Below are 14,630 nucleotides of genomic sequence, written 5' to 3' on the forward strand. Positions count from 1 at the left end.
TACTCCTGTTTTATTTTTTAAATATCAGGCCCTGCTCCAAATCCTCAACAATCAGGACAGGAGCTCAGGCAAAGACAAAACCTTTGTAGCCGCTCTGCACTGCCTCTTCACAGAGCAGCCGGAAACGCGGAAAACCACCAACATAGACCATGAAGCCGCCCTTTTTACCTTCGATATTTTTGCCGTTGTACCAGGAGTCCGCGAACTTGTGCAGCGACAAGCCAGATACCATATCCACTTCGTCAGCCCACTCCTGTTCGGCACTTTCAGTCACATCGATTCGCGCGTGACCTTTATGCATCATTTCGTCAATGATGTCCGCGGTCCAGTTCACCTGCCACTCACCTGTAGTGATCATCTGTGCCTGCGCGGCGGGCGTGGAAGGTCCGTGAATCATAAAGAGATTAGGGAACCCTGCGACCATTGCCCCCAGGTAGGTAGATGGTCCTTCCGCCCATTTATCGACCAGTTTTCGCTGACCGCAACCCTCAATATCAATTCGAGTCATGGCGCCCGTGACGGCATCAAAGCCGGTCGCGGTAACGATGACGTCAAGTTCGTATTGATCTCTCTCGGTTAGCAACCCAGTTTCGGTGAACTCCTTGATGGGAGAATCCCTGACATCCACCAACGTGACGTTTTCCTGGTTGAACATCTCGAAATATCCATTACCGATGCACAGTCGCTTGCCTCCGATCGGGTAGGTTTTCGGACATAGCAAGTCGGCAGTCTTGGGATTCTTCACAATCGATCGAATCTTTCGGCGGACAAATTCACACACCATTTCATTGGCTTCGGCATCGGTCATGACGTCGCTAAAGGCAAACAGCAACTGGAACGCGCTTTTTGAGTTCCACGCCTTCTCGAGGATTTTCTCGCGATCTTCCGGCGTACAGTCATGAGCAGAATATTCAGGATACTCGACCAGCGACGCTCCATAAGTATCGAGCATCTGTTCGCGCCGCGTCGCGTAGTTCGCCTTCCAGTCCCGTTCGTGCTCCTTGTCGAGCGGCCGGTTTCCCGAGGGCATGCAATAGGCCGGTGTACGCTGGAATACGTATAGTTCCTTCGCTTGCCTAGCGATAATTGGCATCGCCTGTATTCCAGTCGACCCGGTCCCGATAAATCCCACACGTTTGCCGGAGAAGTCCACTCCTTCGGCAGGCCACCGAGCAGTGTGGTAGATGTCTCCACAGAACTTTTCACGACCTGGCCACGGCGGAGAATTCGGCGCTGTAAGGCTGCCAGTCGCAGCTATCACAAACCGGCAAACTACGTGATCGCCAGCTTCTGTATAAACATTCCATCGCTCTCTGGCTTCGTCGAAAGCCAGCCTTGTGACGGGATTGGAAAATCGGATATGTTGGCGAAGGTTGAAGCGATCTGCGACATGATTTGCATAGCGTTCCAGATCTGGCTGAGCGGAGAAGTATTCTGGCCAGCTCCACTCCTGCTGTAGAGATTCGTCAAATCCGTAGGAGTATTCGACACTCTCAATGTCGACCCGGGCTCCCGGGTAACGGTTCCAGTACCACGTTCCCCCAACACCATCGCCAGCCTCAAAACACACAACCTTGTAGTCGCGGAGGCGGTGAATCGCATACATGCCGGAGAATCCGGCGCCGACAACAACGACGTCTACTGTTTCAATTTCTGCACTATTCATCTTATAACTGCTCGTTCAAATGGAACTCGCTAATCCGTTAAGACTTACGGGATCCCGTCACGTTTCCTCGCGAATTAATCCATGCCTGTCTACCTGTTAGGGTCCTACTTCTGCAACGTCACCTTACAAAACCCTGAACCGCAGGTGGTCAAGAAGCACCAACGCCGCTTCACCTCGATGGATGACAAAATACAGTTTCTATGCACCCAGGGTATGACCACCCGGGAGATGGTCACCACGTTCAAGGAAATGTACGACGAACTCTCAATCACCAGCGGACTCGGAAAAGGCGGCCTGGAGTTGGAGTTCTCTCACTGGCTGCGGGAAGCCCCTGGGTCATACTCAGTGGCAAAGCTATAGTTTAGAATTCCACAGTAAAATCCACACCATAGCTGACGGGATTTTCGAATACAGCGGTATACGTAGTCCCCAGGTCCCCAGATGCGCTTATCCGCTGCTCGTCAGTCAAGTTACGACCCCAAATAGACAGCCTTCCGGTGGCTCCACCCAGCGGTATATCGCTGAGCGTCGCTCGTGCGTGCAACAGCCAGCGAGGATCCTGAAATAGAATATCGTTCGCACGTACATTCTCAGGTAGAGCGGGCGATGTGCTCAGACGTTGGTAGGCGCTTGCAATGCTGGACATATACTCAGCATCGGCGCGAAAACTGAGCGACATTCCTGCACCGACTGCGAATGAGTACTCCGCACCCAGATTGGCGGTAAACTCTGGCCGGATAATGCCATAATCAATACCTGGTGGGCTCTCTATCATCTTGAAATCATTATACGCACCCAGCGCGCTGAGCATTAGGCCTTCAACCGGTATCGCGTTGATCTCATACTCAATTCCATAGTTACGCACTTTTCCTGCATTGGTGGTTGCAAAGCTGCTGAACGGGACAATCGCGCCACTGGGAACGACTACCGAAAGCTGGATCGGCTGCGACTGCTGAAGATTGTCATATTCCACGTGATAGAGTGCGAAATTAGTGCGCAGTATGCTGCCGAAAAAGTCGGCCTTAACACCTACTTCTGTAGATTCAGCTTCCTCCTTTTTGTACTCGGATGAGACAGATGCGAGAATCGACTCGCCCGTTGCTGGATCAACAACGGACGCCTGTAGCGCAGAGAGCCCACCTGCTACGAAACCGGTTGTGTACTTGGCGTATACCATCGTGCTTTCATCATGGTTATATGAAATGCTGGCGAGCCAGGTAGCATTACCTTCATCATAGTCGAACGTATTGCCAGGTTCGTTAGTACCATCGAATATAGTTTTGGCGTCCTGCGTATAGCGAACACCGCCGGTGACGTCGATCCGGTCAGTCAAATGATAGGTCGCCTGTCCGTAACCAGCGGCCTGGCGCGAACGATAAAAGGTATCGCGTTGACTCCCGGTGAAACTTAGGGGAATGACATTGTTCGCAAGACTTGTGAATGGAAAAACGCTGGATACATAGGTACCCGGATCGGTTTCGCGACTATAGTAAAAAAGACCGGCGGTAAGGCTTAGAGCATTGGTGTCAACGATAAACTGGGTCTCATTACTGAACTGTTCCTCTTGAGACGCAGCATTGAATGACAGAATCGAGAACGGCTGCAGCGATCCGGTCGCGTCCGGCAGAACCACGCCACCCGCACCATCCAGTTGGTTGAGCCGATAACCACGGTCAACAGAACGCCAGCCCGCGATATTCTTGATTGTTAGATAATCGTTTGCTTGATATTCGGCAGACAGAAAATGTGACACGATTTTGTTATCATGGACCGAGGTCATGTCGTTGTAGACGGTGCTCGAGCGTTCCTGCTGGACATAATCACTGAGGGTGGGGCCACCAAAAAATGTCTGCGCGGCGATAATATCGCGAGCTGCAACCCCGCCCGGCCCGCCTGAAAAACCAATTATTTGGCTAGCAGGCCCGGGACTACGCCACTCCATATAGTTAAATTTGTAATCCATACCCAACCCATCGAAGGGCTCGTAATGTATGGCACCGCTGAACGCCTCAGTTTTTGTCCAACCAAGTTCGCGGGCGGACGTGACCGTACGCTCTTTGTTAAGACTCGCTCCATTGACTTCCCACGTCTGCCTATTGGCGTTACGGACATCGCTACCCCGATCATTGTAGAGATAGGTGGCTGATATACTTAGTCCCTTCCATTCCGGTAGATCAATTCGGGTTTTGCTGCGGAGAGAATCGAATCGCGCATAGCTTAATTCCTGCCGTGCAGAAAATTCTCCACTGGGGGTTGCGGTAATGTAATTCACCGCGCCTGCCGTCGAGTTAGTACCAAACAATGTACCCGCCGGTCCACGAATTACCTCGATCCGCTCGATATCGCTAACGTCGAACATGAGTGTGTTCATGTTTCCCAGGTAAACCCCGTCCATGTAGAAGGACACGCTCTTGTCGGCAATGGGATTCGATGGGTTAGCCGCCAGTGACCCCCTCATGGTAATAAGTGGAACATTACCGCTCAGGTCCTCTCTTACGACTAGACTCGGAATCTTCGAGCCCAGATCGGTGACTCCCTGAATCCTCTGCTCCTGAATCTGCTTCGATGTAAGTGCTGTTACGGCGACCGGAATATCCTGCAGGTTCTCCTCACGTTTTTGTGCGGTGACGATCACCTCTTCAATCTGCGCAAATGCTGTTGAAGTGTAATGCGTACAAAGCGATGCACTTACCGCAGCTGCGATTGCCGATTTTCGATACGAAAAAATGCTCATATAACCCTCTATTTTTATAATCCAGATCGCTTACATTGAATTGGAACCCGACTCTTCGATCACACCATCCCTACTACTTCGAGCATTGGGACTTGATTCAACAAAAAACTGCTCCCTTCGCGCTCCAATTGAGACACGTGACCTACACCTGTCGATTACATTTCGCACACAGCGCTTAAAAGCTGATTTGGTTTCCCAGGCTTCGATCGTCAAAACTCGTATCCGTGGATACCGGGACAATGCCAGCTATCAGGCCGATCGTTTGTTTCGAAACACAAAAGACTGAGAATCAAGGCGTTTGGAAATCGATGCTATGCCATACAACACTGGTAACGCATATGTGGTCTGCGTACCTTTATGCGCTCAATATAAGGTGGGGAATTCGGCCGGTCAAGATAAATCTGATACAGTACGACTGCTGGTATCGCACTAACTGGAATTTTCTTTCCCGCCCTGGCGATAAGCTCGTGGGCTGCTGCCAACATAGCGCCGAAAAAGCCGCGAGAAGTACGCGGCATCCTGGATTCCGATTTGTCTGCCGACTTCTGCAACGCTCAGCTTGCCTGAGCGCAGCAGTTTTGCCGCGCGTGTCAGCCGTTTCTCATCGCGCCATCCGAAAATGCTCAAGCCTGTCTGCTTTTTGAAGAGACTTGTGAGCCGGGAGCTGGACATGTGCACGTGATCCGCTACCTCCCTGACAGTAAACTCCTTATCGAAGTTCTCGGAAATGTACCGTTGCGCCTCTTGTACACGGGCATCCAGAACCGCGGAGCGATCAGTGTCCGAGAACTCGGCCAAGCGTAACAACAAATGTTCCATCAAGTTGTTTTCGAGCTCTACTTTGTATCTTGACTTGCTCGACGATGTTTTATTCAGTGCGTCGAACGCTGAACGTATGACAGACTGCCCCTCGCGCGGGATGCTCAGAATATAGGCATCAGGCCCGAAGGGCTGCCATTCAAGGTACTGGCGCCAGTGCGTCTTGGGCTGAAAGCTGATCCAGTAGTGACTCCATGATGCACATTGCGTCGACCGTTGAAGGGTAAAAAGTGCATTCGGGGAGACCAGTAAAGCATCGCCAGGTCCTGTCTGCGTGTCCCGGATACCGCAACGAAAACACGCTTCCCCGGCGACGGTGTACATCAATCCCCATCCGGCTAGCCGGTTGTTGTGTGAGATTTCATAGTCGAAAGGCCCGTTTGCCCTGCGTTCTGCCAACCCACAGACAATGGCCTGAGAAGTCAACTTACCCTTTTGTAGCGCGGCGAAAAACTCGCGATGGAGCTCTTCCGCTTCCGCGATGCTGAACTCCTTTCGTCCACTCATCCTGTCTTGCCAGTATTCGCCAATTCGGAGCAGCTCGGGTTGTTGGCGAATCGTCTGATGCACCTGAGTGAACCAGTAGCGAAACAGTGTGGGGGCTACCGGTGATTCTGTATTCGCAAAGTAACTGGCAGCTCCCTCGAGCAGTTCCTCATCTATCGGCTGCAGGGTAGTCAGGCGAAATATCAGTTGGGCAGCGGTGCAGATACTGGTCATTTTGCGCGTTTAGTCCAAGTTAAAGGCTAAATCGTTATACATAGAGTAGTGAAACAGGCTTATTGTCCTCTATTGGAAGTTGCCTGCAAGCAATTTGTTAGTGACGGCAGTATACGAATAAGAGCTGTCGTCAGTGTTCACCGAGCTTAATTGAGGATGTCCCTATGTCTGCACAAAAAGCGCAGTCCTGGCTAATACAAGGCGGCACCGTCGTCGATGGAAGCGGTAGCCCGGCCTACCCGGCTGATGTACGAATTTGTGATGGCCTGATTGTCGAAATCGGGACTGACCTGAACGCAGCGATCGATGAAAAAGTCCTCGACGCAGCTGACTGTATCGTCTCACCGGGATTTATCGAGACGCATACGCACTTCGACGCCGCTATCTGGTGGGATCCTTCTATGGACCCCCTGCCGGGATTTGGCGTAACTACTTCGGTAATGGGAAATTGTGGCTTTGGTATAGCCCCGATCAGTGACGACGCTGCAGCACGGAAGGACCTGGTTGGCATCTTCTCATTTTTTGAGGACATCCCCTCAGGGCCGTTTTTCTCTGAACTGCCATGGGACTGGCATAGCTGGTCGGAGTACAAGGCTTCGATGGAAAAAAACGTCACAGTCCCGACCAACTACAGCGCATTCGTTGGGCATATTGCCCTGCGTCTGGCCGTGATGGGGCTGGACGCATGGGAAAGAGCGGCGACTGCGGAAGAAGTAGAACGCATGGCGTCAATGCTGGATGAGGCCATGGCGGCTGGCGCTCTCGGCATGTCTTCAAATTTGTTCGATCATGACGGGGAAAACCGTCCGGTACCCAGTCTCAAGGCTGACGATGCAGAACTGCGCGCCCTGTTTGAAGTGGCAGCGAAGTACCCGGACGGATGCTGCCAGGTAATTGTCGACACTTTCCGCTCGATGACTGCGCCACAGATGTTGCAGCGTGTTGCCGATTTAACGGAAGATCTCGATCTTCGGGTGCAGTGGGCCGGCTTACCTACCCTGGTTTTCCAGCGTGATCTCATGGGGGTACAGGCGCCTCTTGTCGAACTGCACGAGAAGCTGAAAAGCGAAGGCCGTGATTTCTGGACTGGCTTCTCCCATGTCTCCATCACCAACACCATTGGTATCCAGAATTCATTGATATTCGCCCAGTCCAATGAATACGTGTGGAACGAAGTTGTCGATGCCGAAACCGATGAAGCGAAGGAGTTACTGCTGCGGGATCCTGCATGGCGTGCTCGCGCACAGACGTCATGGGATAACGAGTCCTTTGAGTTTTCCCCGTTCCGGCCAGCCAGTGCCCGACAACTTATGCTGATGAATTCGGATAACGGTGTTGGCCCTACCAATCTGACCTTGGGCGAGTATATGGAACAGGTTGGTGCCGAGCATCCGTCGGATGCGATGGCGGAATGGCTACTCGCCAACGGCCTGGAATCGACAGTCACCATGCCCCCGTTCGAGAAGGATGATGACATGGTCATTCGACTGCTACGGGATCCGTTTGCTGTCGGCAATATCAGCGACGCCGGTGCGCACGGACAAATGCTGTGTGGCGGCGGTGAGAATATCAAACTCATAACCAATTATGTGCGCGATACCGGTCGCATCACATTGGAAGAGGCTATCCACAACCTCTCCGGAAAAGTCGCAAAGCACTTCAATTTCAAGGATAGAGGTGTACTGGAAGTCGGAAAGCGAGCCGATGTTACCGTGTTCAACATGGACGAAATTCAGGAGCGGGACATGAAACGCGTGTATGACGTGCCGAAGGGTGATGGCACTAACACGTGGCGCTGGACCAGAGATGCCGCTCCCGTGCGGGCCACGCTGGTGAATGGAGTGGCGACATTCCTGGACGGTGCGCCGACCGGAGAACGCCCCGGGCTGATGCTGCGACCAGGCTAGGTTGTCGCTCTATTCAAACTCGGCAGGTAACTGGAACCTGCCGATCACCCGGTTTTTTTAACAGCGTTTATTCAATAATTCTAACAGCGATTTGTTATGTCCGAGATAAGTCCGGCTGCTGCCGTAACCCCGGTAGACACGGTAGATCGCCGTGCTCCGTTCATGGCGTTCACCGCCTTTATGGCGCAGAACACTGCTACCGGATTGTGTTATGGCTCATTTGGTGTGCTGGTGTTGGAGTTCGAGCAACGCACCGCCGTTGGCAGGGCACAAATCTCAATAGCCTTTTCTCTTGTTGTGCTCACCACGGGATTGCTGGCACCTATCATCGGCAGCCTGTTGGGCCGTGTAAGTATTCGGGCGGTAATGGTGGCCGGGGCCCTGTTGAGTGCTTGCGGCTTTGCCGGACTCGCGCATTCCAGCAGTTTCCTGGCGATGCTGGGGTGCTTTGGCCTGTTGATAGGGCCGGGAGTCAGTTTATTGGGCAATATACCGGCTATTACACTGGTCAATAACTGGTACACACGTCGCCAGGGCCTGGTCCTCGGACTGGTGATGATGCCGGTAGCTATTACTCTTGTGCCTTTGGTGGTTGTAAACCTGCTTCCGACGCTGGGCCTGGAACGTATTTTGTGGCTCATTGCCACCGGGTATCTCGTCATACTTCCCCTGCTGCTATTCGTTTCGGATGGCCCGGAAGATCTCGATTCTGCAACGAGCGGCCCACGGGCTGATGCACTTGCCAGCGCGACAACACGCAAAGTAACGCCGATGCTGTATGAGATAATCGGAAACCCGGCGTTTCTTCCGTTGATCCTGGCTACGGGGCTTGTGGTGGGGGCAGGTATTTCGAAAAACACCCATCTGGTTCCCCTGATCGTCGAAAACCACTGGTCCCTCAAGCAGGCGACTCTGTTACTGGCAATTTCGGGCGGCTCTGCAATGGTCGGTTCACTGTTGCACGGCGTTCTTGCAGACCGCTTCAACGCGTCGCGGGTCCTGATGGGCAATGCCCTGCTTCAGGCCGTTGTGTGGTTTATCCTGGTTGCTCCCGTCTCGTATCCGCTGCTGGTGGTGGACGCCGTTCTGATAGGTATCTGCCTGGGTGGATTCCTCACCGCCAAGGCTGTCGTGGTAGTGCGTATATATGGCCGGCAGCGGTTTGCCGCCGTCAGTGGTTTGACCAGCCTGACCACACTGCCTTTCCTATTTGGACTCTCGCCGCTCGTCGGAGTGTTGCGAGAGCATACTGGAAGCTATCGCGTGCCGATCTCATTTTTGATCGGCGGTCTCATCATTGCTGCCATCTGTATGGCTTTCGTGAGCCGACGAGAGCGCCACCAAGCGTTGGCTCCAGGCTGAGACCATTGGACTCTGGACTTTTGGTAGCCACCCAGGGATTGCGCTAACTAGCGGCTGCATCGACTGAACATATTCATAAATCTCAAGTGAAATAATAAGGAGACTCCATGAAAATTAACCGACTGCCAGTTTTTACCCTGGTATCAAGTGCGACGCTGATTCTAGCGCAGGGCTCTGTGGCACAGGATATAGCCAGGAGCAATGGTGCCCTGGAGGAAGTTATCGTCACGGCACAAAAGCGTGAGCAAAACCTGCAGGCGGTGCCCATTGCAGTGACCGCACTTACAGCCGATACCCTCAGGGCGTTCCGGGTCACCAATGTTGAGGGCTTGAGTAATCTCGCCCCCAATCTCAACGTGCAGCAACAGGGGCGCGGTACGCTCCCTCATATTAACATACGCGGGGTCTCTTCCGCAGTCGCCGACGCGGCGGTGGATCCAAAAATTGCCACCTATCTGGACGGAGTCTACATCGGTCGTACCGTTGGTTCGATTTTTGATCTGGCAGACATCGAGCGGGTCGAGGTGCTGCGGGGTCCCCAGGGTACGCTGTTCGGCCGCAATGCCACTGGCGGTGCCATTAGTATTATTACCGCCGCGCCCACCGGCCAATTGGGATTCAAGCAGGATTTCACCTTTGGTAACTACGACATGCTGCGCAGCCGTTCGACACTTGATCTGCCTGCGTTCGGACCGTTGCGCTTGAAAGTAAGTTATCTGCACGACGAGCAGGAAGGCTATTCCGATAACCTGATTGGTGGCCAAACAATCGATCTTCGCTTACGAGATCGGGCGATGGGCGTCCTGAAGTATGCCGACAAACTGGGTGGCAAGGAATCTGACGCCGTCATGGTTGGCGCACAACTGGACGTAAGCGATAGTGTGATGTTTGACTACCGCTTTGACTACACGGATAGCACTACTGTAGGCACACCGACACAGCAACTTGGTATTGTTGGAGCAACCGCGCCATTGATGTCTGCGATCAACGCATTCCAGCCACTGTATGGCGGTATCACCAACCTGAGTAGCAAACCCCTCGGCAATGTAGCTGCCGCCACCAGTGAGGAACAACTCGACATCTCTGGTCACAACCTGACCCTGACCTGGGACATAAACGAACAACTCAACCTGAAGAGCATCACGGCCTATCGCGAGATGGAACAGGACCCGGCCATCTATGATCTGGGTGGCACAGGTGGATGGAAATTCACCACTACACAGATGGCAGCGCTTTTTGCCGGGGATATTCCGGGTATCCTCGCCAACCCACCGGGGCCCAATGATTCGTTCTTCAGTATCCTGACTGCTCGCGCACTGGAACAGGATCAGGTGAGCCAGGAACTGCAACTTACCTGGACCGCTGATCGCTTTGATATTGTTGCAGGAGGGTTCTATTTTCGGGAGGAATCAAGTTCACACAATGTACTCGGCGTACTGCAACCCGTCGAAAACGGCGTAGTCCGTCCTTCCTTTTTGGACCCGATATTCGGCAACGGCGTGAATAACTCGGACAACAAAAATGAATCATTTGCTGCATTTGTCCAGGGTACCTGGCGTGTTTCCGATCAACTCGACTTTACCCTTGGCCTGCGCCGTACCGAGGACAAGAGGGAGTTCAATCTGATTGAGGCCGGGGCCGCGGCAGGCGCGGGCGATTTGGACGAAGGTATCTATGATCTCGACTACGGCAAGACCAACTACACCGTGATCCTGAACTACCGCTGGGCGGAAGACGTTATGAGCTATGCCAAGGTAGGCACTGGTTTTGCCGCCGGCGGGATTATGAACGGCATTCCCTACGACCCCGAGGAGATGACAAACTACGAGATCGGCCTCAAGTCCCAGTTTCTCGACAATCGCCTGCGGTTGAATGCAGCGGCCTTTTTCATGGACTACGAGGATCTTCAGGTACAAACCTTCAACGACGGCAAGCAACGTTTCGAGAATGCGGGACAGGTGGAAGTTTCCGGCCTGGAACTGGAACTGGATACAGTCATCGTGGACGGTCTTACCGCTAGCGCTTCTCTTGGCTGGTTCGACTTTAAATACAAGGAATATCTGCGCAACGGCGTGGACATTTCAGACGACGTACGCCACATCCGGGCCCCTGATCTGAACGGTAGAATCTCACTGCAGTACGACCTGCCAGAAACACTGTTCGGGGGAACACCATTCATGCGACTGGATTCGCGCTATTCATCCGAGGCTGAGAACCTCAGTATCGCGAGCGGTTATCCCGAAATCGACCGGCTATCTATGCGGGATGCCTACTGGCTGGTCGACCTCCGAGCTGGACTGGCATCGGTCCCCGCAGGCTCCGGTAAGATAGATGTGTCTCTCTGGGCGAGGAACCTGCTTGATGAGGACGACGTCAACGTCTATGGGAACGAAGTGTTAAACATAACCGGAATCTATTCCAGGCCACGGACCTACGGAGTTGATTTCAGTTTCATCTATTAGCGATAGCGTGTAATACATCTTGGGGAACCCGCGGAGTACACGATGAGGCCGTGGGCGCCCCTAACATGCTGGCTACGCTGTCTGGCGCAGTGGCGGGATCTACGATGAGGCCGGTCGAATCGTGAGTGAATCTGCCGGCCCGATCGCGGGGTGTGTCGATCACGAACTGCCTCTCCTCGCTCCGGTCTGCAGGGTCTTGCTGATGTAGCCATTGCGGCTGTTCTTGGCAGCGGAGTGCCCGCCCTAGGCATAGCACAGATGCTCATCGAACTCGGCATTCAAGGCAGTTTCGACGGTGTTTTTGCTCAGCATCTGCGGAAACTCGTTGAGATCGGCTTCCGTCTTGATGTTCCTGGCGGCTGCATGGGCAATCGTTTCGAGTTATTGCTTCAATCATATTGCCTATCCTCACCCAGTGACTGGGCGAATGACAGGCAGTTACACAGATTTAGTTAGAGTCTCGAGGCCCTCGATTTTAGCGCTCTGTGTTCAGCCCATTTACAGGCGAGCATATTACTGAGAAACAACGCGCCGGCTTATCGCCCGTATTGCGCCAGGCATGGTTAGTGTTCCTCTGGACTACGACGTCGCCAGGCTTCATCGAAGTGAGGCCATCGTCAAGTTCCAAGCTGAGCTCACCTTCCAGCAAAATGAGGATATCCAGTGTCGGCGTGCGATGAAAGCCATGTTCATCATGCCCCGGTATCCCATCCTTCAAATACTCCACCATATCGGCATCAGTCGGAAGATTAAGACTCATCACCTTTACCCCACCGGACAGGAAATCCAGGCTCCCAAGAGAATCAGGGCGAGGAAGAAAGCCCAGAGGATTGTCGCTATCGCTCTCCCAGATGTCGCTGTGCGCAGGCAGTTCGTCGATTCGCATGATGCGAGATTTTCCGTCCGGACCGTTCTCCGTGACTATCCTTCTCATTTTTCCATCCTCACTTTAAGCCTACATTAAAGCTGTGAACTGCAATCTTTCCCTCAGGACGACTATCGTATTCACCTGCACAGAGAATAATATATCGTCAGGTTTTGTATCGGTTGTGCCGTCGCCAGGTCCTGGACGCTAGTATCCAACCGTGATCACGGTTGCCGATGAATACCGGGACAGGGAGTTCTCATCGCTGAAGAGACTTCACGGCATTATAGAAGGCCTCGGCCTCACGGAGGTAGTCGCCTGCCGGGGTGAACAACAGATCCGACACCCCATTGGCCTGGGCCTCCTGAGCTTTTTCCAGAATTTGATCGGCCTCACCTACCCAAACGCTCCATTCGGGTTTTCCATCGATAGAGGCATAAGCACAACGATCTGCTTCGTTGAGATGGGTCATGTGGTTCTGGTGTACAGAGAAATACTTTGGCTCCACCGGATTCTGCTCGATGCTTTTCAGAAAAGCAGCTCCTCCTGGAATGGAGGGCAGAGTATCCCGATCCCATTCCCACGTAGAATGCCAGACACCGCTGTGCCAGACTCCGGCTGAATTGAAGACCCGTTCCGAATAGGGCGATTCCCCTGGGTCAAGCACAGTGCCAGGCAGCATCCTCACCGCCCAGTCAAATGGCTCGGGCGGGTCCATCGATCCAATCCAGCCGTCACCGATCTCACGGGCTATCGCGACTCCCTTTGGACCAAAGGCAGAAATAATGTGGGGTACCTCTATCGGCCTTTCCTTGCCCATGGCGGGATGGTGCATCATCTTGCAGGGCTGCCCTTCTATCTCGACAGTTTCCCCAAGCAGCAACGCGCGAATCTGCTCGATGTAGGTCCGTGTATACTTCCAGGTGAGTGCCTTCTGTCCCAGCGTGTGACGCGCGGTCATGCCGGTACCCCATCCACAAGCGAGCCGCCCCGGCGCCAGTCGTTCTATTGTTGCTATAGCGGACGCCGTGGACATTACGTGGCGCAGACTGGGAACCAAAACGGATGTGCCCAGGCCAATCCTGTTGGTTGCTTCGGCAATCTGCGCCAGATGAATCCAGATGTCCTCATAAATCGCAGCAGAATCAAACAGCCAAATACGATCATAGCCGAGATTTTCCGCATGCTGGGCCAGCGGCCGAGCGTGAGGGCCGGGCGGAACACCAAGAGAAATCTTCATAAAAACTTGTCCTTAAAAAATATGCAGTCACACGGGAGCTAGCGGAACGCTGGCTGCCAATGCGGTTCAGATAAGCCCGCCGCGTCGAGTTATCGGTCCAGCCAGCTCGCAGGTGGATCGTCAAATTGTATGACACGCGATCTTTCGTCCAGTCTGTTCTCGGCGACTGGAGTTTTGATGGAATTCCCTCGCAATCAATCTTCGACTGGCTTTAGGCAAGAGTACCGCGCCAGCAGTACCAAAAACCACATATGGGGTTTATAGCGGCATATGTGGAACGATAGGGTCCTTTTGCGGGCATGTCAATCGTCCGCTTCGTTGTGGGTAGTGAAGCACGCTTATGAAGCATGTAGAGTTCAATAGACCGAATCGCCTCCAACTCCTTGGACACTTTCCAGCCGTTTTTGGTGACGCCGCTCATACTCTACCGGCGATAGCTGTTCATTAGAACTGTGACGCCGCCGTTCGTTGTAGAACAGCTCGATCAAGCGCATCCAGTACCAATTCGCTGGTGATTCGAGACTGCATCGACCAGCCGATCACCCGGCGTGAGAAGAGATCCAGCACTACCACGAGGCACGGCCACCCATCGTGCGATCTGATGTGGTTAATGTCTGCGGCCCAGCACTCATTGGCAGACCTACCGAGATTTTGGAGGGTTGGCTATGAATAATTCATGTTCTGTATACATTTCCAGGCAATCCGCATTCTATTGCCTAATCTCACCTTGCACCAAATACGCATATCCGTATATAGTTCGCATTAAGGTACTTCAGACAGCGGCGTGTTTAGGCTGTTTTGTATTCCAAAGAAATCAAATAGTCGCCCTAAGTCTGCATGGGCAATGTTCAGGCG

At 53.2% G+C, this 14,630-nt stretch carries 8 protein-coding genes and 3 pseudogenes; 4 read left to right on the forward strand and 7 right to left on the reverse strand.

All coding sequences use genetic code 11. The features are described from left to right. Window positions 1-64 precede the first annotated feature (64 nt). The gene (locus FV139_RS18970; protein WP_148070070.1) at window positions 65-1,666 is read right to left on the reverse strand and encodes a flavin-containing monooxygenase; all 1,602 of its coding nucleotides are present in this window, start codon (window positions 1,664-1,666) and stop codon (window positions 65-67) included. A gap of 135 nt (window positions 1,667-1,801) precedes the next feature. On the opposite strand from FV139_RS18970, the pseudogene FV139_RS18975 reads away from it, so the two are divergent. Beyond that, window positions 1,802-1,924, forward strand: a pseudogene (locus FV139_RS18975) (transposase); the annotation flags it as partial. Between the two features lie 103 nt (window positions 1,925-2,027). Here FV139_RS18975 and FV139_RS18980 read toward each other — a convergent pair. Together FV139_RS18980 and araC are read right to left on the reverse strand one after the other, a co-directional pair. Continuing rightward, entirely contained in the window at window positions 2,028-4,400 is a 2,373-nt protein-coding gene (locus FV139_RS18980; protein ID WP_148070071.1) for a TonB-dependent receptor, read from the reverse strand. Between the two features lie 429 nt (window positions 4,401-4,829). Further along, the gene (gene araC, locus FV139_RS18985; protein WP_148070072.1) at window positions 4,830-5,939 is read right to left on the reverse strand and encodes an arabinose operon transcriptional regulator AraC; all 1,110 of its coding nucleotides are present in this window, start codon (window positions 5,937-5,939) and stop codon (window positions 4,830-4,832) included. A gap of 164 nt (window positions 5,940-6,103) precedes the next feature. Here araC and FV139_RS18990 point away from each other — a divergent pair, with 164 nt between their 5' ends. The 3 genes from FV139_RS18990 (at window position 6,104) to FV139_RS19000 (ending at window position 11,670) form a co-directional block, all read left to right on the forward strand. Beyond that, the gene (locus tag FV139_RS18990; RefSeq protein ID WP_148070073.1) at window positions 6,104-7,846 is read left to right on the forward strand and encodes an N-acyl-D-amino-acid deacylase family protein; all 1,743 of its coding nucleotides are present in this window, start codon (window positions 6,104-6,106) and stop codon (window positions 7,844-7,846) included. Between the two features lie 96 nt (window positions 7,847-7,942). Beyond that, window positions 7,943-9,208 carry an MFS transporter gene (locus FV139_RS18995; protein ID WP_148070074.1) on the forward strand — a complete coding sequence of 422 codons (1,266 nt, stop codon included), beginning with the start codon at window positions 7,943-7,945 and terminating at the stop codon, window positions 9,206-9,208. 107 nt (window positions 9,209-9,315) lie between these two features. Next, on the forward strand, window positions 9,316-11,670 hold the full coding sequence (locus FV139_RS19000) for a TonB-dependent receptor (protein ID WP_148070075.1): 2,355 nt from the start codon (window positions 9,316-9,318) through the stop codon (window positions 11,668-11,670). A gap of 127 nt (window positions 11,671-11,797) precedes the next feature. On the opposite strand, the pseudogene FV139_RS21465 reads toward FV139_RS19000, so the two are convergent. The 4 genes and pseudogenes from FV139_RS21465 to FV139_RS19015 all read right to left on the reverse strand — a co-directional run. Beyond that, a pseudogene (locus tag FV139_RS21465) lies at window positions 11,798-12,042 on the reverse strand (transposase); the annotation flags it as partial. A 103-nt stretch (window positions 12,043-12,145) separates the two neighbouring features. After that, the gene (locus FV139_RS19005) at window positions 12,146-12,556 is read right to left on the reverse strand and encodes a cupin domain-containing protein (protein ID WP_213004180.1); all 411 of its coding nucleotides are present in this window, start codon (window positions 12,554-12,556) and stop codon (window positions 12,146-12,148) included. 238 nt (window positions 12,557-12,794) lie between these two features. After that, window positions 12,795-13,775 (reverse strand): LLM class flavin-dependent oxidoreductase, encoded by a 981-nt coding sequence (locus tag FV139_RS19010; RefSeq protein WP_148070077.1) that lies wholly within the window; start codon window positions 13,773-13,775, stop codon window positions 12,795-12,797. A 356-nt stretch (window positions 13,776-14,131) separates the two neighbouring features. Continuing rightward, window positions 14,132-14,408: pseudogene (locus FV139_RS19015) on the reverse strand (DDE-type integrase/transposase/recombinase); the annotation flags it as partial. Between the last annotated feature and the right edge of the window lie 222 nt (window positions 14,409-14,630).

Origin of the sequence: Parahaliea maris (assembly GCF_008064665.1) — a bacterium.
GTDB lineage: Bacteria > Pseudomonadota > Gammaproteobacteria > Pseudomonadales > Halieaceae > Parahaliea > Parahaliea maris.

What these genes read in the sequence shown, in the direction of transcription:
- FV139_RS19000 (WP_148070075.1), top strand. Translation starts at nt 9,316, where the DNA reads ATGAAAATTAACCGACTGCCAGTTTTTACCCTGGTATCAAGTGCGACG.
- FV139_RS18995 (WP_148070074.1), top strand. Translation starts at nt 7,943, where the DNA reads ATGTCCGAGATAAGTCCGGCTGCTGCCGTAACCCCGGTAGACACGGTA.
- FV139_RS18990 (WP_148070073.1), top strand. Translation starts at nt 6,104, where the DNA reads ATGTCTGCACAAAAAGCGCAGTCCTGGCTAATACAAGGCGGCACCGTC.
- araC (WP_148070072.1), bottom strand. Translation starts at nt 5,939, where the DNA reads ATGACCAGTATCTGCACCGCTGCCCAACTGATATTTCGCCTGACTACC.
- FV139_RS19010 (WP_148070077.1), bottom strand. Translation starts at nt 13,775, where the DNA reads ATGAAGATTTCTCTTGGTGTTCCGCCCGGCCCTCACGCTCGGCCGCTG.
- FV139_RS19005 (WP_213004180.1), bottom strand. Translation starts at nt 12,556, where the DNA reads ATGCGAATCGACGAACTGCCTGCGCACAGCGACATCTGGGAGAGCGAT.
- FV139_RS18980 (WP_148070071.1), bottom strand. Translation starts at nt 4,400, where the DNA reads ATGAGCATTTTTTCGTATCGAAAATCGGCAATCGCAGCTGCGGTAAGT.
- FV139_RS18970 (WP_148070070.1), bottom strand. Translation starts at nt 1,666, where the DNA reads ATGAATAGTGCAGAAATTGAAACAGTAGACGTCGTTGTTGTCGGCGCC.